The following is a 23,160-nucleotide window of genomic DNA, read 5'->3' as shown; positions in this document are numbered from 1 at the left end:
TCAAAAAGTTAGAGTACAATAAACATTTATTAAATAAGGATTTCACTTTAGAAGGGGAATGACAACTAAAATGGATAATAGTCAAATTGAAGAAAATGTTGAGAAGTTAGTAAGAGGCGAAATGGAAGAAATCATTATAAAAAAAGAGGATTTTATGAAGTTCAGAGAAATCTGGTTAAATCATCCAAAAAAAAATTCGATTATTGGCAAAGCAAACCACTATGGTGAAGTTAGTTATCATTATAATTCAATCGAATAAACTGGTAATAAACAACATGATACAAAGAAAAAAAAGAAAGTAGTTGTAGAATCTTATTAAAAATGGTAACCTATGAAGATGTAAGGGTTATTTTTAAATAGCGTGTTCTTTAAACAAAACTGTTTGGAAAACAACTACTATAGAGAGAACCCTCATAAAATTATTTTTTATTAAAAGGAGATCAAACATAATGGAAAAACGCGATTTTCATGTAATAGCTGAAACAGGGATTCATGCACGTCCAGCAACTTTATTGGTACAAACAGCTAGTAAATTTAGCTCAGATATCAATCTTGAATACAAAGGTAAATCTGTAAACTTAAAATCTATCATGGGTGTAATGTCATTAGGCGTTGGCCAAGGTGCAGAAGTTGTTATTAGTGCAAATGGTACTGATGAAGCAGAAGCAATCTCAAGCATCGAAGAAACAATGAAGAAAGAAGGTTTAGCTGAGTAATGGTTGAAAAATTAAAAGGGATTGCAGCAAGTGACGGCATTGCTACAGCAAAAGCTTATCTTCTTGTTCAGCCCAATTTATCTTTCGACAAAATCTCAGTTGAAAATTCTGATTCAGAAATAGACCGTTTAAAAAATGCCTTAAATAAAGCTAAGCAAGAACTTGAGCTGATTCGTTCTAAAGCTGCTGAAGCTTTAGGCGAAAAAGAAGCTCAAGTTTTTGATGCACATTTGATGGTTCTTTCTGATCCTGAGTTAATTGGGAGTATCGAAAGTAACATAAGCGATAATAAAGTAAATGCTGAAAGCGCACTTAAAGAAGTAACAGATATGTTTATCGGTATCTTTGAAGGGATGGAAGACAATCCTTACATGCAAGAACGTGCTGCTGACATTAAAGACGTTACAAAGCGTATATTGAGTCATCTTTTAGGGGTAAGGTTACCCAACCCATCAATGATTGATGAAGAAGTAATCGTTATCGCACATGACTTAACTCCAAGTGACACAGCTCAATTAAACCGTAAATATGTAAAAGCTTTTGTAACAGATATTGGCGGGCGGACTTCTCACTCAGCAATTATGGCACGTTCTCTTGAAATTCCAGCAATTGTTGGAACTAAAACTATAACAGATTTAGTTAAAGAAGGAGACAACATTATTGTAGATGGTCTAGAAGGTGACGTATTAGTTCATCCAGATGAGACTGATATTTCTGCTTACGAAGAAAAAGCAAAACAATTTGCAGCTCAAAAAGTAGAATGGAATAAGTTGAAAAATGAAAAAACATATACTGCTGATGGGAAACATATTGAACTAGCTGCCAATATTGGAACACCTAAAGACTTAGTTGGGGTTAAAGATAATGGTGGAGAAGCTATTGGGTTGTACCGTACTGAGTTCCTTTATATGGATTCACCTGACTTCCCAACTGAAGAAGCTCAATTTGAAGCCTATAAAACTATCTTAGAAGGTATGGGAGACAAATCAGTTGTTGTTAGAACAATGGATATCGGTGGAGATAAAGAACTCGCTTATCTAACACTGCCTCATGAGATGAATCCGTTTTTAGGATACCGTGCAATTCGTATCTGCCTAACAGAACCAGAAATGTTTAAAACACAATTGCGTGCATTATTGCGTGCTTCTGTTTTTGGTAAATTGCGTATCATGTTCCCAATGATTGCAACTTTAGGAGAATTCCGTAAAGCTAAAGCTATGTTGCTAGGAGAGAAAGAAAAATTAGAAAATGAAGGCATTGCTGTTTCAGATGATATTGAAGTCGGTATCATGATTGAGATTCCTGCTGCAGCTGTACTTGCCGATAAATTTGCTAAAGAAGTAGATTTCTTCAGTATTGGAACCAATGATTTGATTCAATATACTATGGCAGCAGATCGCATGAATGAACGAGTTTCTTACTTGTATCAACCATATAATCCATCAATACTACGTTTAATTAAAACCGTGATTGATGCCTCTCACAAAGAAGGCAAATGGACAGGTATGTGTGGAGAAATGGCTGGAGATCAAACCGCAGTACCATTATTGATAGGACTTGGACTTGACGAGTTTTCGATGAGTTCATCAAGCATTTTGAAAACACGTAGCTTAATGAAACGTTTAGACTCAACAAAAATGGCTGAATTAGCAGATAAAGCAATCAATGATTGTGATACAGCTGAAGAAGTCGTTAGCCTAGTTGAAGAATATACAAAATAAAGTAAAAAACGTTGAAATCTTTTGATTTCAACGTTTTTTGGTTGTATATATGACGTTGGTGAAAGAATCACTAGCGTCATTTTTTATGTTCTTTAAATATAAATAGAAAACAAGTGAGTTCTCCTGTAAAATAATAGTCGACGAAAACTTACAACTAAGAAGGACTCACTTGACTACTTCAAAGGATAGTCTAGAAATACTAGATATTCAAGATGTAAATAGTCAATTCAAATGCAATTTTATTAAACACGGTCAATATAATGGCGGGGAATATAAAACTCGCTCCTACTATTTTATGTTCGGATAGCGCTTTGAATCCACCATTGTATCTGCAATGTTAGTCTACGGTGTAATATCAACTACTACTTATCAGCGCTATTAATCGATTATTAAAGCGGTTTAAGAAAATAATTACAATGAATTAAAAGAAACTTCAAGTAGAGAGATAAGTAAGGAAGTCTCTTTATTATAGAAATACGTATCAAAACCTCAAGAAAATATTTTCCTTATCTTAAAAATACCTTTTATTATCTTTGTTGTAATGCCGTTATTCTAATGGGGAAATAAGAGGTATTAAAATTAACTTTCTTAATTGAGTTGTTTATTGTTGTAGAAATTTATTGAATTATGAGAACTGGATTATTTCATATTTAATATGAAACTGAAGATTAATAGAAATAGCATCAGACAATAAGTTCAAAAATACGAATAATTGAAGACTAATCTTTTCCAGCAATGTTAGTAAACGTAGAACTATTTTTGAAAATGTAATCTATTTCAAGGTTTTTTGATTATATAAAGGCTAATATTTATGTTTTTACATAAAACGAAGTATAATCAAACAAAGGGGTGAAATTAAATGAAAGTTGGAATTTTTACTGATACTTATTTTCCACAAATAAGCGGAGTAGCAAGTTCGATAGAGGCATTAAAAAGAGAACTTGAGCGACAAGGACATGTTGTCATCATTTTTACTACTACTGATCCTAAAGTGAAAGATAACGAGGAAGGGATTATCCGATTGCCAAGTTTACCTTTTTTTTCATTTCAAGATCGTCGAATTGCAATAAAAGGTTTGCATCGAGCAGTCAAAATAGCTAGAGAACAAGGCTTAGATATCATTCACACTCAAACAGAATTTAGTCTGGGACTAACTGGTAAATATATTGCACACCAACTAAAAATTCCATGTGTCCATACTTACCACACAATGTATGAAGATTATCTTCATTACATTGGAAAAGGAAAAATTCTTCGTCCGAATCATGTTAAAATTGCTTCAAAATTATTTTGTAATAAATCTACTGGTATTATAGCACCGAGTAAAAAAGCAGCACGTCAATTATTAAATTATGACGTTACTTCAAAGATAGTAATTATACCTACTGGAATTATTTTAGAAAATTTTTTTAAAAAAACAACAAGAGATATACGGACAGAGTTGTCTTTTAGTAGCGAGGTACCTTTGCTTTTATCTTTGGGGAGAGTTGCTAAAGAAAAGAGTATTGATAGTCTTATTACAGCTATGCCAGAAGTCTTAATTAAAAAGCCGGCAACAAAGTTACTTATTGTTGGAGATGGTCCAGAAAAGCAAGAACTGGAACGTTTAGTGCAAGAGTTAAATCTGACCAAGTCAATTTTTTTCGTAGGAGAAGTAGAAAATTCTCAAGTACAAGCCTACTACCAAGCTGCTGATTTATTCGTAAGCGCTTCTGATTCGGAATCACAAGGATTAACATATATTGAGTCGATAGCATCTGGAACAAATATTGTGGCAAGACACAATGAGTACACAGAAATGTTGACTCATAATGGGGATTTTGGAGCAACTTTTAAAAATGATGAAGAATTAGCGAATACTATTTATCAGTGCTTGACGGAAAAAACGTTAAATATAAATACTGAAAATATAGAAAAAAACCGAGAAAGTTTATTTGAAATGTTATCATCAGAATTATTTGGAGAAAAAGTGATACAATTTTACAAAGAAATGATTCGACAATATGATGATGAAAAAAAGTTAGCGATTCTTTTAAAACAACGATAAAAAGATAAAAGAGGAGAAATAATCATGATACGAATAACAATGTTTTCTTCTGCAGATAAGGTAGCTGGACAAGGGGTAGGTAGTGCTTATTCAGAACTAATCAATTTGTTGAGAAAGTATCATGCAAAAGAGTTGGAAGTTAAAATTAATCAGTACTATAAAACAGACATTAGTCATTATCACACGATTAATCCTACATTTTTTTTGAGTACTTTTTTTAAAAAAAGGTTTGGTAGACGAATTGGGTACGTGCATTTTTTGCCGTCCACTTTAAAAGGGAGTATTCATTTGCCTAGTTGGATAGAATCGTTATTTTATAGCTATATCGTTACATTTTATAAACGAATGGATCATTTAGTTGTAGTCAATCCTTCGTTTATTGAAGAATTGACAAATTATGGAATAGTGACAGAGAATATCTCCTATATTCCGAATTTTGTTTCAAAAGAAAAGTTTTATCCTATAGAAGCAGAAAAAATGAAGAAAAAAAGAGATAGTCTAGATATTCCAGAAAATAAATTTGTAGTTTTGGGAGCTGGACAAATTCAAGAGCGTAAAGGAGTACTTGATTTTATCAAACTTGCAAAAGAGATGCCAGAAGTACAATTCATATGGTTAGGTGGGTTTTCATTTGGAAAAATAACAGATGGTTATGATAAATTCAATAAATTAATAGAACAATCACCTGAAAATCTATGGTTCCCTGGAATAATAAATAGAGAAGATATGTGTAGCTATTATAACCTAGCAGATGTCTTTTTATTGCCATCTTTCGATGAACTTTTTCCAATGTGTATTTTAGAAGCTTTCTCTTGTGATAAACCGGTTATTTTGAGGGATTTGGCTTTGTACTTGCCCATATTAGAAGGTTACTATGAACCAGCATCTGATCGAAAAGAGATGAAGAAAATAATTAGAAAAATGATGTCTAGCTCAGACTATTATCAAGATTTAGTTCAAAAATCAATTGCCGGAAGTAAGATTTATTCAGAAGAAAGACTAGCGAAAATATGGCTAGATTTCTATAGACAACAAGCTAAAATAAGGTGATTGTTAAATTCCACAAACCATTAATCTCTAATAATAAAGCTGATTAATAAAAACGTTTAATATATTAGTTTTTTATCTAAAATGTTATACTATTAATGTTATTTTATCTGGAAGGAGTGGTTATAAAAATGAAAAAAATTGGCTTTATAGGAACAGGCGTAATGGGTAGCTCCATCGTGAAACACTTACTTAAAGCTGGATATGAAGTAAATGTTTACAATAGAACAAAGAGTAAAACAGATGAATTAGTTTTTCTTGGTGCTGTTTGGTGTGAAAATCCTGCAGTGGTGACTAAAAAAAGTGAAGTTGTTATTACGATTGTGGGGTATCCCACTGACGTAGAAGAAACGTACTTAGGGGAAAATGGAGTTTTCCAAACAGCAACATCCAATCATATTCTAATAGATATGACTACTAGCACTCCTACTTTAGCTGTTAAGTTATATAAAGAAGGGGAAAAAAGAAATATACCTGTATTAGATGCTCCAGTTTCTGGTGGAGATTTGGGTGCGCAAAAAGGAACATTAACTGTTATGGTTGGTGGAGATAAAGAAGCATTTGAAATAATTGAACCTATTCTAACTGTATTTTCAAGTAAAGTGAATTTACAGGGTTCAGCGGGTAAGGGACAACATACAAAAATGGCCAATCAAATTATGGTAGCCGGAACTATGACAGGTATGACAGAAATGTTGGTTTATGCTGAAGCAGCGAACTTAAATTTAGAAAGAGTTATTGATACGGTAAGTGGTGGTAGTGCTAGTAACTGGTCATTAGTAAATTATGGTCCTAGAATTTTAAACGAAGATTTTTCACCAGGTTTTTTTGTAAAACATTTTGTGAAGGATTTGAAGATTGCCTTAAATGAAGCCAATAAAATGAATATAGATCTACCTTTTACAGCTTTAGCCCAGCAGTTGTATGAAAGACTAGAAACGGAAGGTTATGCAAATGATGGAACTCAAGCATTTATTAAACTGTGGTGGCCAGAAGGGAAAAGATAAATCTTAATGATGATTTTTAAGCAGTCTAAGAGCATCTAGGATTCTAAAAGATAGGTTGTTTAATTGAAAAATTGAAATTATTTTAAGAAAAAAGGATAACTTTGCTGTCTTTTAAAGAAAAATCTGTTAAAATAGTGACTGAGCCAAGTTTGAAAGGGGTACGAGATCATGAAACCTTCACAATTACAGGCAATTATTCGCCGATTGGAAGCTATGCTAGAAGATAAAGATAGTGAAGTTCAAGTTCGTAGATTTGAAAAAGAAGGCAATGAACGCTGCCTGATTTCCTATGATGCTAAGACTACTACTTTTGAATTAGAAGACAGTTCAACACATCAAGTTTATCAATTTGATGATTTAGATTTAGTTGCAATTGAGATTTTTGAATTATTGCAAGACTGATAAAAGATAGAGAATGAGCTTAGTTAAACTAGCTTATTCTTTATTTTTTTGTTTGAGATTCTAAAATCAAACATGACTAAATAATAATTGAAATTAAATTAGAATAATCCAGCTTAGAATAAAATGAGTATAATATAGTTTTTAAACTTATAATTCTACCTGAATCATTCGTAGTATCTTTTACAGAAATATTTTTACTAGTATCGAAGAAATAGAGTTTCAGAGTGCAAGTTCAGAAATATGTTTTGGAACTTTCTTTTCTTCTTTGCAATGTCAACGATTTAAGCATACCGTTTAGGTTATTGTTCTTTATTCAAGGAAAATATTTTAGACTTATTCATTCCCGTGAGGAAATGGATACTTGTTTAGCAGGTAAAATGATGGGGGAAAAGTTCTTTTACATGAACTCTATCGCTCAAAATTAATTCCATCATTTCTTGTTCGCTAAGAGTTGGCCAATAAACATGATACGTACGAAACTTTCTTAAGTAGTGCTGTCCTACTATTTTGGTTCTTATCCAGAATTGAAATTGAAAAGATATAAAAAGGTCATTTTAAAACTATATCCTGATAGGACGGTTAAAGAAGTTGTTAGCACAGATTCAGGAGTTCGTGTTTAGATGGATGGAGACTTCTTTTCTATTAATTTTTTACTTCTGTTAAAAAAACGAATCAAAAAACGAATCTCTGCTAGACATGTAACTACAAGGATTCGTTTTTTGATTCATATTATAGTTTTCCTAAAATCTTGCTCCCGTGAATTTCATTGACACCTAAGAAATCGATAACAGCTTGAGCATTCTCATCTGTTATTCCGCCTCCTGGCATAATGACTATTCTATCTTTTGCATAATCAACTAATTTTTTTAAATGGAACAAAGTTGTTTCGATAGGCTGATCAGCTGTTCCTCCATGTGTTAAGATACGTTGTACGCCATGCTCAACTAACCAATCGATAGCTTCAAATTGACGCTCGTCGGAAATCGTATCAAAAGCCATGTGAAAAGTAACTTGTAATCCATAAGATTCTTCCAAAATTTGTTCCATTGCATCTTCATCTAACCAATTGTTTTCATCTAAACAGCCCACTACAATTCCATCTAATCCAAGGTTTCTAGCTTCAATGATATCATAGCCCATTATTTTTAATTCAACATCATTGTAAACAAAATTTCCACAACGTGGACGGATAATTGTCATCACAGGAACAGAATGTTCGCTACAATAAGCTAAGGTTTCTTGCATCACTCCCTTACTAGGTGTTGTCCCACCGCAAGATAAATAATCACACAGTTCGACTCGATGTGCACCCTTGGCAATAGCTGATGGAACAGATGTATAATTTTCAAGACAAACTTCTTTAAGAAACATTCTTTCACTCTCCATTTTTTTACAAATATTTGTTAAAGTATACCATGAAAAATAAAATTAGTTTACCACCTATCACTTTATTGAATAATGTATAAGACTTCGTTATAATAAAAATGAACGGATAGATAACAAATAAATAATTAAGGTAGTGAATTCAAAGAATGAGTCTTATTTTTTTAAAAGATGTAACTTTAAAGGATGGTATATAATGAAAATTTTGGTTCAAAAATTTGGCGGAACATCCGTTAAAGACGAAAAAAGTCGTGCTGCAGCAGAAAAACATATTGTTCATGCTATTTCTTTAGGATATAAAGTTATTGTAGTTGTTTCAGCTATTGGACGTTTAGGAGATCCGTATGCCACTGATTCTTTACTTTCACTAATTGGTGGAAATCGTAGTTATTTAGATTTACGCGAAAAAGATATGCTGCTTTCAGTGGGAGAAACAATTTCCACAGCTGTTTTTACTAATGGTTTAAAGAAAAAGGGAATAGCAGCAGTTGGTTTAACGGGTCAGGATGCTGGAATTATTACTAACGAAGATTTTGGCAACGCTAAAGTAAAAAGAATAGATAAAACTGCCATTACTAATTTTTTTAAATTGAATGATGTTGTTGTAGTTACGGGTTTCCAAGGAGTGAGTGAAAGTGGACATATCACCACAATTGGGCGTGGTGGAAGCGATACAACTGCAGCTTTTTTAGGTGCTTCTTTTGGGGCTGAAAGTATTGACATTTTTACAGATGTTTCAGGGATGATGACTGCCGATCCTCGTCTAGTTGATAATGCACAATTTCTAGAAGTTGTAAGCTATCGAGAAGTTAGTAATATGGCACATGAAGGAGCAAAAGTAATTGATCCTCGAGCTGTTGAAATTGCAATGCAAGCTGGAATACCCTTGCGTATCCGATCAACGAACCAACCAGTTACGAACACAGGGACGTTAGTGACACATATCGAAAGTCAAATAGAACATTATCGTCAGGTTACTGGAATTGCTCATGTTCCAAACTTAGTACAGTTTAAGGTTGAAGCTGATTATGAGATGCAGGAAAAAATCTTTACGTCACTAGCTTTATTACAGATTAGCGTTGATTTCATTAATATTTTTCCAGATCATATTATTTTTACGTTGCCTCAAACAGCTTTAGAAGATGCTCAAGCGCTATTTGAAAAACAAGCCGTTTCATATACTTGTATAGAAAACTGTGCAAAAGTTGCAATTGTTGGAGCAGGTATCACAGGTGTACCAGGAATTGTTTCAAAAATCGTGACAACTTTAGCCAATAATCGCGTACCTATCTATCAATCGGCAGATAGTTATACGACTGTATGGATTCTAGTAGCGGAAGCCAACTTAAGGATTGCTGTTAATTCACTGCATGCTGTCTTTTTACAAAATGAGAATCAAACTAAAAACAATTGAGTTTGATTGCTATTTCATGGTTTTAACGTATAATTGATTAGATAGTAAACTAGAAGGAGTACTGGAAAAGTACTCCTATTTTAATGAGTAGGGAGAAACTATGCTGAATATATTTAAACCAACATGGATGATAGAAGCTATATATCACTTAACACCTGAACAATTAAAAAAACAAAATGTAAAAGCTGTTCTAACAGATTTAGATAATACTCTGATTGCCTGGGATAACCCTGACGGTACCCAAGAACTGATACAGTGGATCCAAGTAATGAAAGATGCAGGTATCCCAGTTATTATACTGTCAAATAATAGTGCACATCGTGTTGAGAGAGTAGCAAAAACCTTAGATTTAGACTATGTTTCTAGAGCTATAAAACCGACAATAATTGGATTTAAAAAAGCAGAATCAAAATTAAATCTTCCTAAAGAAGATATTTTGATGGTTGGAGATCAGATTATGACTGATATATGGGGCGCTAATTTAGCGGGCATTCGTACAGTACTAGTAAAGCCTATCATCGACAGTGATGCTTGGAATACAAAACTTAATCGTTATATGGAATTGCATATTATGAATTATTTGATTAAAAAAGATCCAGACATGAGATGGGGGAAGTCATTACATGACGAAAGAATTAATGAATGAAGAAGAATTACGGTGCATTGGCTGTGGAGCAGTTATACAGACAGTCGATAAAGATCAATCTGGTTATACACCAGAATCTGCACTGAAAAAAGGTTTAGAAAAAAACGAAGTCTATTGTCAACGTTGCTTCAGATTACGTCACTACAATGAAATTCAAGATGTCCATTTAACCGATGACGACTTCTTGAAATTGTTAAATGAACTAGGAACAAAGGATGCACTGATTATAAACGTCATTGATATTTTTGATTTCAACGGCAGCATGATTCCAGGATTGCACCGTTTTGTTGGAGATAACCCTGTTCTTTTAGTAGGGAATAAAGTTGATTTATTACCTAAATCTTTAAAACGAGGTAAAATGACACAATGGTTACGTGAGAGAGCTTTTGAAGAGGGATTGCGTCCAGAAGACGTTGTCTTGACAAGTGCTGTTAAGCCTAAAGAAATGGAAAATTTACTAGCTATTATTGAAAAACATCGCAAAGGACGGGATGTTTTTGTAGTAGGAGTAACAAATGTAGGGAAATCAACTCTTATCAATCAAATTATCAATATGACTGCGGGGGTACAAGATTTAATTACAACTTCCCAATTTCCAGGAACAACATTAGACAGAATTGAAATACCGTTAGAAGATGGGAAATTCTTAATTGACACTCCCGGCATTATACATCGCCACCAGATGGCCCATGTTTTAGGAGATAAGGATTTGAAATTAATTGCACCAAAAAAAGAAATCAAGCCAATGGTTTATCAGCTAAATGAGGGACAAACATTATTTTTTGGTGGTGTCGCACGTTTTGATTACTTGAAAGGCGATAAAAGGTCTTTTACTTGTTTTACATCAAATGACTTAAAAATTCATAGAACTAAACTAGAAAAAGCAGATGAATTGTATCAAAAACAAGTAGGGAAATTATTGCAACCTCCTCGTGAAGATGAAGTCATGGGCTTTCCAGAATTGGTTCGTTTTGAGTTTACTGTTAAAGAAAAAGCCGATATTGTTTTTGCGGGCTTAGGATGGGTTACAATTAATGAACCTGGAGCAATAATAGCTGGGTGGGCTCCAAAAGGTGTAGACGTTATTATAAGGAAATCATTGATTTAATAAAATTAGAATCGAGAGATCGATTTAACTGGAGTGAGAAAATGGATTTAACAGGAAAACAAAAGCGTTTTTTAAGAAGCAAGGCACATCACTTGGATCCAATTTTTCAGATTGGGAAAAATGGTCTAAATAAAGAAGTTATTGTTCAAATAGGGGAAGCTCTTGAAAAAAGAGAATTAATCAAAATTAATTTACTACAAAATACAGATGAAGCAGTTGAGGAAGTAGCAAACAAAATTGAGACAGAGTTAGGGTGTAAGGCTGTTCAAATAATTGGTCGTGTGATTGTTTTATTTCAGCCTTCTACACAAGAAAAATACCAACGGATTTCAATGAAAGTACCAGCAAAAAGAAAAAAATAATTTTGTGAGGAAAGGTGATTGTTTTGAAAAGGCCAACTATTTTTTTTAATCAAGCAGAGGCATTGATGGAAACGGCTCCTTTGGGAATTGAACGAAAAAAAGTAGGGATTTTAGGCGGAACGTTTAATCCCCCTCATGTTGGCCACTTAATAGTCGCTGATCAAGTTTGTCAACAACTTGATTTAGAGAAGATGTATTTTATGCCAAGTGCTAATCCACCACATCGTGATGGGAAAGAGGCAATAGATGCCAATCATCGTTTGAAAATGGTTGAGGCAGCAATTCAAGATAATCCTTATTTTAATATTGAACGAAATGAAATCGAACGAGGTGGAAAGAGTTTCACCTATGATACAATGATTCAGTTAATTGAACAACATCCTGATACAGATTATTATTTTGTTATCGGAGGGGATATGGTTGAATACTTACCTAAATGGTATGAAATTGATAAATTACTTCAATTAATCCAGTTTGTAGGAGTGAATCGTCCTGGTTATGCCTTAGCAACTGAGTATCCTATTATTTGGGTGGATGTTCCATTAATAGATATCAGTTCAACCATGTTGAGAAAGAAAATAAAAATGAATTGTACTGTACAGTATTTGATTCCAAATCGAACCTTAGAGTACATTTATGAGAAGGGATTATATCAACATGATGATAAAATCAACTGACATATCTTATAGTAATAACTACATCCAATTTACTAGAAGTGAGCTACTTGAAAAAGTCCAATCAAAAATGAGCCAAAAGCGATTTGAACATGTTCTTGGGGTTGAAAAAGTTGCTGTTGAATTAGCTCAACGTTATAATGATTCGATCGAGGCAGCAAGCATTGCTGCTTTAACTCATGATTACGCTAAGGAACGAGATCCGCAAGAGATGCATGATTTAATTATTAGTGCAAATTTAGATCTAGATTTACTACAATACGGCAGCGAAATTTGGCATGGACCAGTAGGAGCGATTTTAGTAAAAAAAGAATTGCGTATACAAGATGAAGAGATATTAAATGCTATTCGTCATCATACAGTTGGTTCTTCTAAGATGAGCATGCTAGAACAAATTATTTATGTCGCAGATTATATTGAGCCAGGACGTGATTTTCCTGGAGTAGATAAAGCTAGGAAATTAGCGATAAGTAATTTAACACTGGCTGTTGCATTTGAAACAGAACATATATTGCAACATTTAATTTCAAAAAAAAGAAAGATTTACCCAAAGGCTATTGAGACGTATAATGCGTGGGTAGCAAAAAATTAGGAGGAACAACATGACAGCAACAAGCGAAAAATTATTAGAATTAGTAGTAAAGGCTGCAGATGATAAACGGGCAGAAGACATTATGGCTATGGACGTTAGAGAAATTTCGATTTTAGCAGACTATTTTGTTATAATGCATGGGAATAGCGAAAAACAAGTTCAAGCTATAGCAGACGAAATTATTAGCCAAACACAAAAAACAGGCTATGAAGTAAAACGTGTTGAAGGTCGAGATTCAGCAAAATGGTTATTAATTGATTTAGGGGATGTTGTCGTTCACGTATTCCACTATTCAGAGCGTGCATTTTATAATCTTGAAAAATTATGGAGTGATGCACCCTTAGTTGACATCACAGAGATGGTCTAAAAAAAATGAGCTATCAAACTTTTGCTCAAGTCTATGATGCAATTATGGATGACTCGCTTTATGAACGTTGGGGCCACTTCGTTGACCAACAACTTAATAATAACGGTCAAAAACTATTAGAACTAGCATGTGGGACTGGAGCTTTAGCAGTGACATTGAAAAAACGTGGTTATAACGTAACAGGGCTGGATTTGTCTCCAAATATGCTCAGTCTTGCAAACGAGCGAGCGTTGTCAGCTGGGGTTCGTTTGCCTTTAATTGAAGGCAACATGTTGGATTTATCTGAAGCAGGAGAGTTTGAAGCTGTTACTTGTTTTTCAGATTCTATCTGTTATATGCCAAATGAAAATGCAGTCTTAGATGTCTTTAAAGAGGTATCTAAAATCTTAAGTTCAGATGGAACATTTCTTTTTGATGTTCATTCCACTTATCAAATGGACGAAATTTTCCCCGGCTATATGTATAATGACCAATCAGAAGAAATTAGTTTTCTTTGGCAAAGTTACTCAGGAGAGGAAAGATATTCTATTGAGCACGATTTAACCTTTTTTGTTTACGATAAAGGTATTAATCTGTATGAACGTTTTGATGAAACACATAAAGAACGGACCTACCCATTAGAAGCCTATTGTGATATGCTTGGAAAAGCTGGGTTCACTTCTATCGAAGTTTATTCTGATTTTGGTGATTCTGAGGTAAAAAAAGAATCAGTACGCTGGTTTTTTGCATGTACAAAATAAAAATGTTTAGTCATTAAAGTTGATTAAATAATAATAGCTTCAACAGAGTAAAAAACAGGAGAATCGAAACTGATTTTTCTGTTTTTTTAATCTATTAAGAGAATATAATGAAAAACGGAGGGTTAACACATGCTAGAAAAAGCCCGACAATTATTGAGTGAAATATATGGATTTAACGAGTTTAGAACTGGACAAACTGAAGTAATTGAAAACATTTTAAATGGGAAAGATTCTTTAGCTATTATGCCTACAGGTGGAGGGAAATCGATATGTTATCAAATTCCTGCTCTACTATTTGATGGAATTACAATTGTCATTTCACCTTTAATTTCTTTAATGAAAGACCAAGTAGATGCTTTGACAGAACTAGGTATACCCGCCACATTTTTAAATAGTACACTATCATCTCAAGAGATGAATGAACGCTTAAAAAAAGCTAGTGACGGAGAATACAAATTGGTTTATGTAGCTCCCGAACGATTTCAAACAGAAGAAATTTTTTATCTTATGCAATCTATTAAAGTTTCATTGATTGCAATAGATGAAGCCCACTGCATTTCCCAATGGGGGCATGATTTTAGGCCAAGTTATTTGTCTTTATGTGAGACGATTCAACACTTTTCTTATCGTCCAACTATTTTAGCTTTAACTGCAACTGCGACACCGCTTGTGTCTAACGACATAATCAATTTATTGGATATAAACGAAGGAAACCTTGTTAATACTGGTTTTGTGCGCAATAATCTAGCTTTTCAAGTGGTGAAAGGACAAGAGCGTAATCGATATCTATTAGATTATTTGAAAATAAATGAAGGTCAATCCGGTATTATTTATGTAAGCACTCGCAAAGAGGTTGAACGAATTTATGAATTACTACAATCAAAAAAAATACTAGCAGGTAAGTATCACGGTGGCATGAAAGAACACGAACGAAATGAATGGCAAGAAAAATTTCTTTATGATGAAATAACAGTAATGGTGGCAACAAATGCTTTTGGAATGGGCATTGACAAAAGTAATGTACGCTTTGTTATCCATTATCAGATACCTAAAAATATTGAAGCTTATTATCAAGAAGCTGGTCGTGCAGGACGAGATGGGCTACCAAGCGATGCAATTTTATTATTCTCACCACAAGATATACAGATTCAATATTATTTTGTTGAGCAATCAGATATGGATGAGGAACATAAAAAATTAGAATATACTAAGGTAAGAGAAATGGCCCAATATGGTTCAACACAGATGTGCTTACAATCTTATATTGTTCGATATTTTGGGGATGAATGCAACGAATGTGGCCACTGTAGCAATTGTTTAGACGAACGAGAAGCTATTGATATCACCAAAGATACTCAAAAGGTTTTATCTTGTGTTAAGCGGATGGGAGAAACGTTTGGTAAATCTATGGTTATGAAGGTTTTGACAGGCTCAAAAGATCAAAAAATTAAACAATGGAAATTTGAAGAACTATCAACATATGGTTTGATGAATGGAGTACCACAAAAAGAAGTTACGCAGCTCATTGATTACTTAACTGCAGAAAAATTTTTGATCCCAACAGATGGACAATACCCTTTATTAAGGATTACTGAAAAAGGGGCATCAGTGTTGAAAGGGAAAAGTAATGTTACTCGTAAACAAGCACAAAAAGCACAAAAAGTAGCCATTGATGATAGTTTATTCGATCGTTTACGAGAAATTCGAAAGGGTTTAGCAACCTTGCAAAAAGTACCTCCGTATGTTATTTTTTCAGATGAGACCTTAAGACAAATGTGTCAGTTAGTACCTCAGACTGAAAGTGAATTACTTTTGGTTAAAGGTGTAGGGGAAAATAAACTAGAAAAGTATGGTTCAGTATTTCTTGAAGCGCTAAAAGAGATTAAAGTTACAATTTGAAGTGAGGATGAAAAATGAAAAGTTGCGGTGTTATTGTAGAATACAATCCATTTCATAATGGCCATCTTTATCATATCCAACAAGCAAAAGAAAAAACGAATGCAGAGGTAGTCATTGTAGTAATGAGTGGAAACTTTTTACAAAGGGGCGAACCCGCAATTGTAGATAAATGGACACGTGCAGAGATGGCTTTATCCCAGGGAGCTGATTTGGTGGTTGAATTACCTGTCTCTTTTAGTGTTCAACCAGCCGACTATTTCGCTAAAGGAGGGGTAGCTTTACTTCAGGCTTTGGGTTGTAATGATTTGTGCTTTGGAGCTGAGACGGGTAAGGCTATCGATTATTTCGATATGACAAAGATACTTAGTCAAAAAGAAACAGTAATTGAGGAACGTTTTAATGAACTGAAAAATGATGGGACTAGTTACGCTTTTCAAATGAATCAAATAATGCAGGAATTAATTCCAAACACGGCACTTAACCTAACTTCACCGAATACTATTTTAGGCCTAGCTTATGCAAAAGAAAATGCTAAGTATTCTGATCCGATGAGATTGTACCCCATTAAACGAAAAGAAGCCGAGTATCATGATACAAAAATAAAGCATACTCAAAAAATAGCTAGCGCTACAGCCATTCGTAAAGAGTTGAGCACTAATCCTAGTCAAAGAAACTCATTGGTAGCCTTGAAAGAAGTTTTACCGGAGTCTAGTTATGAGTTGTTAGCAAATGCTGAGTGGATAACGTGGGAAAATTATTGGTCGTATCTTAAATATCAATTGATTAATCAATCAATCAATGAATTGCATTTAATCTATCAAATGAAAGAAGGAATTGAGTACCGGTTAAAAGAAAAAGTTAAAGAAGCTAAAAACTTTAAAGATTTTATTTCATTAGTAAAAAATAAACGCTATACTTGGGTTAGGTTACAGCGTTTATGTGTGTATATATTATTAAATATTAAAGAATCTGAAATAAATCCGCAGTTAGACTCACCAAAAGCAATTCATATATTAGGTTTTAATAAAACCGGTCAGACTTATTTAAATCAAATAAAGAAAACTGTGGAATTACCTATACTCAATAATATCAATCAAAAAAATGCTTCTCTATGGGGATTAGATATTAAAGCAGGCGAGATTTATAATTTAGGATATACACAAGCAATAATACAACAAGATTATCGGCGACAACCATTAATATGGGATTAGTTTTGGGTTTTTTATGAAAAGATATGTGAAAACAAGGATTGCATGCTTTTTAGTGTAAGGTAAAATACGTTGACAAAGGTATGATTGACTAGTATAATTACCTTTGTTGCTTTAGGAGTGATGAAAAATGAAATGGTCATTAAACGAATTGCAAAAATACCGCTTTGAACCGCTTATTTTCTCTGAAACAGTTGATTTGAAAAAATCCTTGATAAAGAGGAATAAAGAAATTTTAGATGTATCTCCAATTCTTTTGGAAGGAAATCTAATCGTTCAAGAAAACGAGATCTTGCTTCATATGGTTGTTTCATTAAATGTGACGCTACCTTCCGCAAGATCATTAGAACCAGTATTAATACCTCTATCTTTAGAGGTAGACGAGATTTATATTCCAGAACATATAACGAGTCGCGAAATTGACGAAGAAGAAGGAACGATTATTCAATTAGAGAATGACTGGATCGACTTATCAGAGGCAATTGAAGATGCGGTATTGTTAAATATTCCAATTCAGGTCTTCACTGAAGAAGAAGCACAGGAAAATAAAATGCCTAGTGGAAACGATTGGGTTGTTATGTCTGAACGAGATTTTATATCAGAAAAAACAGAACAAAAAGCTGAAACTTTGGATCCTCGTTTTGCAGGTTTGAAAGATTTATTTAAAAATGAATCTGATGATAAGAAGTGAGAATAGAGCTTAAATCTTCTCTTTTCAAGCTATCAAATGAAGAACAGAAGAAATTTTAAGGAGGTGTAGAGAATGGCAGTACCAAAAAGAAGAACATCAAAAGCTAAGAAAAACAGACGTCGTACGCATTTTAAATTAGAAGTGCCAGGCATGAATGCGTGTCCTAACTGTGGTGAATTGAAAAAAAGTCATCACGTTTGTGCAGCATGTGGCCATTACGATGGTAAAGAAGTAGTAAGCAAAGAAGCATAATCCTAACAGTATCTTGAGATAATGTTAAAAACACCTTTGAGACCATGGCTCAAGGGTGTTTTGCTTTGGGAAAAAATAAAAAATTAGTACTAACAAATTTGATTTAGTTGTTAGCTATTTTTTTAATTGTATACAAAAAAACTAATTTAAGGTAAATTGGATAAGAGGTTTAACTGAGTAAACATCCATAAATATAGTCGATTAAAAATAGCCTTATCATTTTACAAATCGAAAGGAGAATCATCTTGAATGGAGCAATGTTTGAAATATCAGATATAGTGCTTTATTTTATACCGATTGTATTGCTTTATTTTTTTAGTGAAAGTGTTAATCGCCATTTTAGAAATCAACAAATAAACATTAAACTTGCAGACTTAATAGTTCCTTATTTAATGATGGGTATACAGATATTAAGCATTCAAACTTTTGGAAAATCTATTTTCTCTTACTTTTTAATTTTTATACTTAGTTTAGGAATGGGTATTGCAATACTCATAGCCTACAAAAAAGGGGAAATTATTTACAGCCAATTTTTTAAAACGTATTGGCGTTTTGTATTCATATTTTCTTTTTTCACCTATTACTTGTTAGTAGGAGCCAATATTATAAATAAACTAACGATTTCTTAAGCAGTAGGATGGATTTTCAAACCATCTTGCTGCTTTTTTGTCTGTTATTTGGGAGAAGTCACCACTTTAAAATTCTTCTATTATTACCGTCTATTAAGACAAATAACTAACAAATATTTCAATACTCATTTTTTTTTGAAATGTATCGTTTAGTTGTGGTGGAAAGTGGGGCAATGTGGTAGACTAAAATCATCTATTGATGGTGAGGTGAGTATAGATATGTTGATGGGTGAATATAAGCACAATATTGATGCCAAAGGCCGCTTAATTATGCCAGCTAAGTTTCGTAATGACTTAGGAACGACTTTCATTTTAACAAGAGGTTTAGATGGATGTTTATTTGGTTACCCCAAAAACGAATGGTCTATACTTGAAGAAAAATTAAAACAACTCCCATTAGCTAAAAAAGAAGCTCGGGCATTTACAAGATTCTTTTATTCAGCAGCAACAGAATGTGAATTAGATAAACAAGGAAGAATTAATATACCTCAAACATTAAGAGAACACGCAGATTTACAGAAAATCTGTCACGTTGTAGGGGTCTCCGATCGCATCGAAATTTGGAGCGAAACAAAATGGAATGCTTTTTCGGCTGAAGCGGAAGAATCATTTGATGAGATTGCCGAAAATATGATAGATTTTGGTTTTTAAAACGTTAACGATTGACTAAAAAATTAGTATAAAAGCTAGGTGGGGAAAAAATGACAGAATTTAATCATGAAACAGTCTTACTCCATGAAACAGTAGATAATTTATCTATTGTTCCGGATGGAATTTATGTTGACTGCACATTAGGAGGAGCCGGACACAGTGAATACTTGCTTTCTCAATTAAACGAAAACGGTCATTTATATGCTTTTGATCAAGATACAAGAGCAATTGAAAATGCTGAAATCCGGTTAGCTGATTATGTCGAAAAAGGGATGGTCACATTTATCAAATCTAATTTTCGTTTTATAAAAGAAGAGTTGAATGCTCAAGGAGTACTTGAAGTAGATGGAATATTTTATGATTTAGGCGTTTCATCACCACAACTGGATGAAGCTGAAAGAGGTTTTAGCTATCATCAAGATGCCCCATTAGATATGAGGATGGATACGGATGCACCGTTGACAGCTAAAGAAGTTGTTAATTCTTGGACTTATCAAGATTTAGTAAGAATTTTTTACCGTTATGGGGAAGAAAAATTTTCTAAAAGTATTGCCCGAAAGATCGAAGCAGCACGAGAAGAAAAAACAATTGAAACAACTGGGGAACTAGTTGAAATCATTAAAAGAGGTATTCCTGCACCAGCTAGAAGAAAAGGTGGCCATCCTGCAAAACGTGTCTTTCAAGCGATAAGAATTGCTGTGAATGATGAGTTATCTTCAGTAGAAGACTCCCTTGAAGAAGCAATCAGCTTATTAAAAGTAGGAGGCAGAATTAGCGCAATTACTTTTCATTCGTTAGAAGATCGAATTGTAAAATCAATGTTTAGAGAATACGCTAAGGGTCAAGAAACACCAAGAGGGTTACCAGTTATTCCTGAAGAATACTTACCAGAATTAAAATTGATTACTCGAAAACCAATTTTACCAAGCAAAGATGAATTGGAGATAAATAATCGAGCTAGAAGTGCAAAATTAAGAGTGGTAGAGAAGCAAAGGAAATGAAAATTTGAAAATAGAGGTTAGAAAGGAAGTTATCTAAATGTCGTTAAATAGTAATCTAGCTAGAAATGTTGAAGTGGAAATGCCTCTACAGTCGCCACTTGCCACACCAAAACAAACAAATAGCCCGATACATAAACCTATTCCCGGAAAATCAATTGTAACTAGAACAGAAAAGATGTTGATTGGAATGATTATGACTATAGCCTTCACCTTAATTGCTGTTAGTATCTCTTTAGAGATTAATGTGGCAAGTATAAATCGTGCCTTACAAGATACCAAAACTTCAATCGTAAGTACAACGACAATAAACAATAATTTGAAACAAGAGGTACAAGAGCTTTCTAGGTACGATCGGATATATAAAATTGCTAATAATCAAGGGCTAAAAATGAATGAAGCTAATGTAAGGAATGTCATTAAATGAAAAATAAAAACCCTTTAAAGAATAGAAAGAAAATTACGATCCTGCTTTTTTTCGTTACCTTATTTACATTTTTGGTATTTGTAGGACGTTTTACTTATATTATGGTAAAAGGAGAAATTAACGGAGAAGATTTGTCTCAAAATGTTAATAACCTCTATACAAGAAGTAGCGTACTCGAAGCAAACAGGGGAGCCATTTATGATATGGGCGGCAACCCTATTGCTATGGACGCTACTTCTTATTCGTTAATCGCTATCTTAACAGATAAATGGTCAAATTCTCCTGATAAACCTCAATATGTGGTGAATAAACAAAAAACAGCTGTAGCTCTAGCCAAGCATATCGCTATGAGTGAAGCTGATATTTTAAAAAAATTAAAGCAAAAAGATTTGAGTCAGGTTGAATTTGGTTCTGCAGGTAAAAAATTAACATATGATATAAAATCAGCAATAGAAGAAGAAAAACTACCAGGAATTATTTTTGATGAAACGCCGACTCGATTGTATCCAAATGGTATTTTTGCGTCGCATATAGTTGGTTACGCTGAATTGCCGACAAATGAGGACGGTGAGATAAGCGAACATTCATCAAATGCCGATTTAATTGGCTTAATGGGTATAGAACAAGCTTTTAATGATGTGTTGACGGGTAAAGATGGTTCTATCGAGTACCAGAAAGATAGTTTTGGTTATGTTTTACCTAATTCTTCTGTGAAGTCTACTGAGCCAGTGGATGGTAAAGATATTTATTTAACTTTGGATAAAAGAATGCAAGTTTATTTAGAAAGTGTTATGACTGAGGTTAATGACAAATATAAACCAGTGGGTATGACAGCTACGCTGATGAATCCGGAAACAGGTGCGATCATAGCTGCTTCTCAAAGACCATCATTTAATGGGACGACTAAAGAAGGAATTGGAGATTTATGGCAGAATTTACTAGTCGAAAGTACTTTTGAACCAGGATCTACAATGAAAGTATTAACACTTGCAGCAGCTATCAACGAAGGAGTATTTAATCCTAACGAAACCTATATGTCAGGTTCTAAAAAAATCGAAGGAGGCATAGTAAATGATCACAATGTAAATGGTTGGGGTCAAATTAGCTTCTTAGAAGGGTTAGAACGATCAAGTAACGTAGCTTTTGTAACCTTAATGGAAAAAATGGGAACAGAAACTTGGAAAGAATATATGGATAAATTCGGTATAGGAAAGTCCACATCTACCGGTCTGCCAAATGAACAAGATGGCTCTAATCCTTATATGTGGCCACTTGAGAAAGCCAATACTTCATTCGGACAAGGATTGACAGTAACTGTTGTTCAGATGATGCAAGCTTATTCAGCCGTAGCAAATGAAGGCAAAATGATGAAGCCACAATTTATAAGTAAAATTGTTGATCCATTGACAGGAAAAGAAACCGTATTTGACCCTGAAATTGTAGATGAACCCATTTCTAAAGAAGCAGCTGATCAAGCTTTGAATTATTTAAAAGAAGTAGTATACAGTGAAAATGGTACTGGACAAGGCTATAAAATAGAGGGGCACAAAATTGCAGCCAAAACAGGGACGGCTCAAATTGTAAATCCTGACACAAAGGAGTATTATAGCGGAGGAAACAATTATGTTTATTCAGTTGTTGGAATGGCACCAGCTGATGATCCTAAAGTGGTGCTATATGTAACGGTGCAACAACCAACAATTAAGGACTCTTCAGTAATTGGAAGTGATGTAGTTAAAGCCGTTTTTAATCCTGTTATGAAACGAGCTCTTGAATACCAACATTTAACTGATGAATCAAAAAATCAAGATGTAAATCAAGTAGAAATGCCAAAAGTAACGGATCTGACTAAAGAAGGGGCATTAGAAAAATTAGATGAATTAAAGTTAAATGTGACCGTTATTGGAAATGGTGATACAATAGTACAGCAACTGCCAGTGTCTCAAAAAATAATTATTGAAGATCAACGGATTATGCTAATGACAAATGGAGCTATGACAATGCCTGATATGGCAGGTTGGTCAAAGAATGATGTTTTAAAAGTGTCTGAAATTACTGGAATAAAATTTACATTTAAAGGAGAAGGGTATGTAGTTGAACAGAGTCTCATGCCTCAAGTTAATATGCAGAATGAAGAAACAATTACTGTTACATTAGCTTCTCCTCAAGAATAGAAAAG

Annotated in this window: 25 protein-coding genes; 24 read left to right on the top strand and 1 reads right to left on the bottom strand. The window is 33.7% G+C overall.

Translation table 11 applies throughout. The annotated features are described in order from the left end of the window. Positions 1 to 58 precede the first annotated feature (58 nt). From BR44_RS03875 to BR44_RS03845, 7 genes are all read left to right on the top strand, one after another. On the top strand, positions 59 to 259 hold the full coding sequence (locus tag BR44_RS03875; protein WP_245592913.1) for a hypothetical protein: 201 nt from the start codon (positions 59 to 61) through the stop codon (positions 257 to 259). Between the two features lie 190 nt (positions 260 to 449). After that, positions 450 to 716, top strand: coding sequence for a phosphocarrier protein HPr (locus BR44_RS03870; protein ID WP_034550750.1), 267 nt, complete (start codon positions 450 to 452; stop codon positions 714 to 716). Then, complete coding sequence (ptsP, locus tag BR44_RS03865; RefSeq protein WP_034550749.1) at positions 716 to 2,437, top strand: phosphoenolpyruvate--protein phosphotransferase; 1,722 nt, start codon at positions 716 to 718, stop codon at positions 2,435 to 2,437. The genes BR44_RS03870 and ptsP overlap by 1 nt, the downstream gene beginning before the upstream one ends. Positions 2,438 to 3,296: 859 nt before the next feature. Further along, positions 3,297 to 4,484, top strand: a complete 1,188-nt coding sequence (locus BR44_RS03860) for a glycosyltransferase family 4 protein (RefSeq protein ID WP_034550747.1) — start codon at positions 3,297 to 3,299, stop codon at positions 4,482 to 4,484. Between the two features lie 24 nt (positions 4,485 to 4,508). Continuing rightward, entirely contained in the window at positions 4,509 to 5,534 is a 1,026-nt protein-coding gene (locus tag BR44_RS03855; RefSeq protein WP_034550746.1) for a glycosyltransferase family 4 protein, read from the top strand. A gap of 128 nt (positions 5,535 to 5,662) precedes the next feature. After that, positions 5,663 to 6,538: an NAD(P)-dependent oxidoreductase gene (locus tag BR44_RS03850; protein ID WP_034550744.1), complete on the top strand. Its 876-nt coding sequence runs from the start codon at positions 5,663 to 5,665 to the stop codon at positions 6,536 to 6,538. 168 nt (positions 6,539 to 6,706) lie between these two features. Beyond that, on the top strand, positions 6,707 to 6,940 hold the full coding sequence (locus BR44_RS03845) for a YkuJ family protein (protein WP_034550742.1): 234 nt from the start codon (positions 6,707 to 6,709) through the stop codon (positions 6,938 to 6,940). Positions 6,941 to 7,669: 729 nt separating this feature from the next. Here BR44_RS03845 and BR44_RS03840 read toward each other — a convergent pair. Further along, positions 7,670 to 8,311, bottom strand: coding sequence for a copper homeostasis protein CutC (locus BR44_RS03840; RefSeq protein WP_034550741.1), 642 nt, complete (start codon positions 8,309 to 8,311; stop codon positions 7,670 to 7,672). A gap of 208 nt (positions 8,312 to 8,519) precedes the next feature. On the opposite strand from BR44_RS03840, the gene dapG reads away from it, so the two are divergent. The 17 genes from dapG (at position 8,520) to BR44_RS03755 (ending at position 23,155) form a co-directional block, all read left to right on the top strand. After that, positions 8,520 to 9,737 carry an aspartate kinase gene (gene dapG / locus BR44_RS03835; RefSeq protein WP_034550740.1) on the top strand — a complete coding sequence of 406 codons (1,218 nt, stop codon included), beginning with the start codon at positions 8,520 to 8,522 and terminating at the stop codon, positions 9,735 to 9,737. Positions 9,738 to 9,837: 100 nt separating this feature from the next. Next, entirely contained in the window at positions 9,838 to 10,383 is a 546-nt protein-coding gene (locus BR44_RS03830; RefSeq protein WP_034550739.1) for a YqeG family HAD IIIA-type phosphatase, read from the top strand. Beyond that, the gene (gene yqeH / locus BR44_RS03825; protein ID WP_034552888.1) at positions 10,376 to 11,491 is read left to right on the top strand and encodes a ribosome biogenesis GTPase YqeH; all 1,116 of its coding nucleotides are present in this window, start codon (positions 10,376 to 10,378) and stop codon (positions 11,489 to 11,491) included. Before BR44_RS03830 ends, yqeH begins: the two co-directional genes overlap by 8 nt. A 41-nt stretch (positions 11,492 to 11,532) precedes the next feature. Beyond that, on the top strand, positions 11,533 to 11,853 hold the full coding sequence (gene yhbY, locus BR44_RS03820; protein ID WP_034550737.1) for a ribosome assembly RNA-binding protein YhbY: 321 nt from the start codon (positions 11,533 to 11,535) through the stop codon (positions 11,851 to 11,853). 65 nt (positions 11,854 to 11,918) lie between these two features. Beyond that, positions 11,919 to 12,530 (top strand): nicotinate-nucleotide adenylyltransferase, encoded by a 612-nt coding sequence (locus tag BR44_RS03815; RefSeq protein ID WP_051912708.1) that lies wholly within the window; start codon positions 11,919 to 11,921, stop codon positions 12,528 to 12,530. After that, on the top strand, positions 12,514 to 13,119 hold the full coding sequence (gene yqeK, locus BR44_RS03810; RefSeq protein WP_034552883.1) for a bis(5'-nucleosyl)-tetraphosphatase (symmetrical) YqeK: 606 nt from the start codon (positions 12,514 to 12,516) through the stop codon (positions 13,117 to 13,119). The genes BR44_RS03815 and yqeK overlap by 17 nt, the downstream gene beginning before the upstream one ends. 10 nt (positions 13,120 to 13,129) lie before the next feature. Then, complete coding sequence (rsfS, locus tag BR44_RS03805) at positions 13,130 to 13,486, top strand: ribosome silencing factor (protein WP_034550736.1); 357 nt, start codon at positions 13,130 to 13,132, stop codon at positions 13,484 to 13,486. A 5-nt stretch (positions 13,487 to 13,491) separates the two neighbouring features. Next, a complete protein-coding gene (locus BR44_RS03800) occupies positions 13,492 to 14,226 on the top strand; it encodes a class I SAM-dependent DNA methyltransferase (RefSeq protein WP_034550735.1) in 735 nt (244 codons plus the stop codon). A 129-nt stretch (positions 14,227 to 14,355) separates the two neighbouring features. Next, the gene (gene recQ, locus BR44_RS03795; RefSeq protein WP_034550734.1) at positions 14,356 to 16,125 is read left to right on the top strand and encodes a DNA helicase RecQ; all 1,770 of its coding nucleotides are present in this window, start codon (positions 14,356 to 14,358) and stop codon (positions 16,123 to 16,125) included. A gap of 14 nt (positions 16,126 to 16,139) precedes the next feature. Continuing rightward, complete coding sequence (locus BR44_RS03790) at positions 16,140 to 17,336, top strand: nucleotidyltransferase (RefSeq protein ID WP_034550733.1); 1,197 nt, start codon at positions 16,140 to 16,142, stop codon at positions 17,334 to 17,336. A 127-nt stretch (positions 17,337 to 17,463) separates the two neighbouring features. Then, positions 17,464 to 18,024 (top strand): YceD family protein, encoded by a 561-nt coding sequence (locus BR44_RS03785; RefSeq protein ID WP_034550732.1) that lies wholly within the window; start codon positions 17,464 to 17,466, stop codon positions 18,022 to 18,024. A 72-nt stretch (positions 18,025 to 18,096) separates the two neighbouring features. Next, positions 18,097 to 18,276 carry a 50S ribosomal protein L32 gene (gene rpmF / locus BR44_RS03780; RefSeq protein ID WP_034550731.1) on the top strand — a complete coding sequence of 60 codons (180 nt, stop codon included), beginning with the start codon at positions 18,097 to 18,099 and terminating at the stop codon, positions 18,274 to 18,276. Between the two features lie 245 nt (positions 18,277 to 18,521). Beyond that, the gene (locus tag BR44_RS03775; protein WP_245592912.1) at positions 18,522 to 18,905 is read left to right on the top strand and encodes a DUF3397 domain-containing protein; all 384 of its coding nucleotides are present in this window, start codon (positions 18,522 to 18,524) and stop codon (positions 18,903 to 18,905) included. 219 nt (positions 18,906 to 19,124) lie between these two features. After that, positions 19,125 to 19,556, top strand: a complete 432-nt coding sequence (mraZ, locus tag BR44_RS03770; protein WP_034550730.1) for a division/cell wall cluster transcriptional repressor MraZ — start codon at positions 19,125 to 19,127, stop codon at positions 19,554 to 19,556. 50 nt (positions 19,557 to 19,606) lie between these two features. After that, positions 19,607 to 20,557 (top strand): 16S rRNA (cytosine(1402)-N(4))-methyltransferase RsmH, encoded by a 951-nt coding sequence (gene rsmH / locus BR44_RS03765; protein ID WP_034550729.1) that lies wholly within the window; start codon positions 19,607 to 19,609, stop codon positions 20,555 to 20,557. Between the two features lie 37 nt (positions 20,558 to 20,594). After that, complete coding sequence (gene ftsL / locus BR44_RS03760) at positions 20,595 to 20,981, top strand: cell division protein FtsL (RefSeq protein WP_034550728.1); 387 nt, start codon at positions 20,595 to 20,597, stop codon at positions 20,979 to 20,981. After that, positions 20,978 to 23,155: a penicillin-binding protein gene (locus BR44_RS03755; protein WP_034550727.1), complete on the top strand. Its 2,178-nt coding sequence runs from the start codon at positions 20,978 to 20,980 to the stop codon at positions 23,153 to 23,155. The genes ftsL and BR44_RS03755 overlap by 4 nt, the downstream gene beginning before the upstream one ends. The last annotated feature ends 5 nt before the right edge of the window (positions 23,156 to 23,160 follow it).

It is taken from the genome of Carnobacterium funditum DSM 5970 (genome assembly GCF_000744185.1).
In the GTDB taxonomy this organism is placed as follows: domain Bacteria; phylum Bacillota; class Bacilli; order Lactobacillales; family Carnobacteriaceae; genus Carnobacterium_A; species Carnobacterium_A funditum.
This window is presented reverse-complemented; position numbering and strand designations above follow the sequence as displayed.

What these genes read in the sequence shown, in the direction of transcription:
- rsfS (WP_034550736.1), top strand. Translation starts at nt 13,130, where the DNA reads ATGACAGCAACAAGCGAAAAATTATTAGAATTAGTAGTAAAGGCTGCA.
- BR44_RS03790 (WP_034550733.1), top strand. Translation starts at nt 16,140, where the DNA reads ATGAAAAGTTGCGGTGTTATTGTAGAATACAATCCATTTCATAATGGC.
- dapG (WP_034550740.1), top strand. Translation starts at nt 8,520, where the DNA reads ATGAAAATTTTGGTTCAAAAATTTGGCGGAACATCCGTTAAAGACGAA.
- BR44_RS03875 (WP_245592913.1), top strand. Translation starts at nt 59, where the DNA reads ATGACAACTAAAATGGATAATAGTCAAATTGAAGAAAATGTTGAGAAG.
- rpmF (WP_034550731.1), top strand. Translation starts at nt 18,097, where the DNA reads ATGGCAGTACCAAAAAGAAGAACATCAAAAGCTAAGAAAAACAGACGT.
- ftsL (WP_034550728.1), top strand. Translation starts at nt 20,595, where the DNA reads ATGTCGTTAAATAGTAATCTAGCTAGAAATGTTGAAGTGGAAATGCCT.
- BR44_RS03855 (WP_034550746.1), top strand. Translation starts at nt 4,509, where the DNA reads ATGATACGAATAACAATGTTTTCTTCTGCAGATAAGGTAGCTGGACAA.
- ptsP (WP_034550749.1), top strand. Translation starts at nt 716, where the DNA reads ATGGTTGAAAAATTAAAAGGGATTGCAGCAAGTGACGGCATTGCTACA.
- recQ (WP_034550734.1), top strand. Translation starts at nt 14,356, where the DNA reads ATGCTAGAAAAAGCCCGACAATTATTGAGTGAAATATATGGATTTAAC.
- BR44_RS03860 (WP_034550747.1), top strand. Translation starts at nt 3,297, where the DNA reads ATGAAAGTTGGAATTTTTACTGATACTTATTTTCCACAAATAAGCGGA.
- BR44_RS03800 (WP_034550735.1), top strand. Translation starts at nt 13,492, where the DNA reads ATGAGCTATCAAACTTTTGCTCAAGTCTATGATGCAATTATGGATGAC.
- mraZ (WP_034550730.1), top strand. Translation starts at nt 19,125, where the DNA reads ATGTTGATGGGTGAATATAAGCACAATATTGATGCCAAAGGCCGCTTA.
- yqeK (WP_034552883.1), top strand. Translation starts at nt 12,514, where the DNA reads ATGATAAAATCAACTGACATATCTTATAGTAATAACTACATCCAATTT.
- rsmH (WP_034550729.1), top strand. Translation starts at nt 19,607, where the DNA reads ATGACAGAATTTAATCATGAAACAGTCTTACTCCATGAAACAGTAGAT.
- BR44_RS03845 (WP_034550742.1), top strand. Translation starts at nt 6,707, where the DNA reads ATGAAACCTTCACAATTACAGGCAATTATTCGCCGATTGGAAGCTATG.
- yqeH (WP_034552888.1), top strand. Translation starts at nt 10,376, where the DNA reads ATGAATGAAGAAGAATTACGGTGCATTGGCTGTGGAGCAGTTATACAG.
- BR44_RS03815 (WP_051912708.1), top strand. Translation starts at nt 11,919, where the DNA reads ATGGAAACGGCTCCTTTGGGAATTGAACGAAAAAAAGTAGGGATTTTA.
- BR44_RS03830 (WP_034550739.1), top strand. Translation starts at nt 9,838, where the DNA reads ATGCTGAATATATTTAAACCAACATGGATGATAGAAGCTATATATCAC.
- yhbY (WP_034550737.1), top strand. Translation starts at nt 11,533, where the DNA reads ATGGATTTAACAGGAAAACAAAAGCGTTTTTTAAGAAGCAAGGCACAT.
- BR44_RS03785 (WP_034550732.1), top strand. Translation starts at nt 17,464, where the DNA reads ATGAAATGGTCATTAAACGAATTGCAAAAATACCGCTTTGAACCGCTT.
- BR44_RS03850 (WP_034550744.1), top strand. Translation starts at nt 5,663, where the DNA reads ATGAAAAAAATTGGCTTTATAGGAACAGGCGTAATGGGTAGCTCCATC.
- BR44_RS03840 (WP_034550741.1), bottom strand. Translation starts at nt 8,311, where the DNA reads ATGTTTCTTAAAGAAGTTTGTCTTGAAAATTATACATCTGTTCCATCA.
- BR44_RS03755 (WP_034550727.1), top strand. Translation starts at nt 20,978, where the DNA reads ATGAAAAATAAAAACCCTTTAAAGAATAGAAAGAAAATTACGATCCTG.
- BR44_RS03870 (WP_034550750.1), top strand. Translation starts at nt 450, where the DNA reads ATGGAAAAACGCGATTTTCATGTAATAGCTGAAACAGGGATTCATGCA.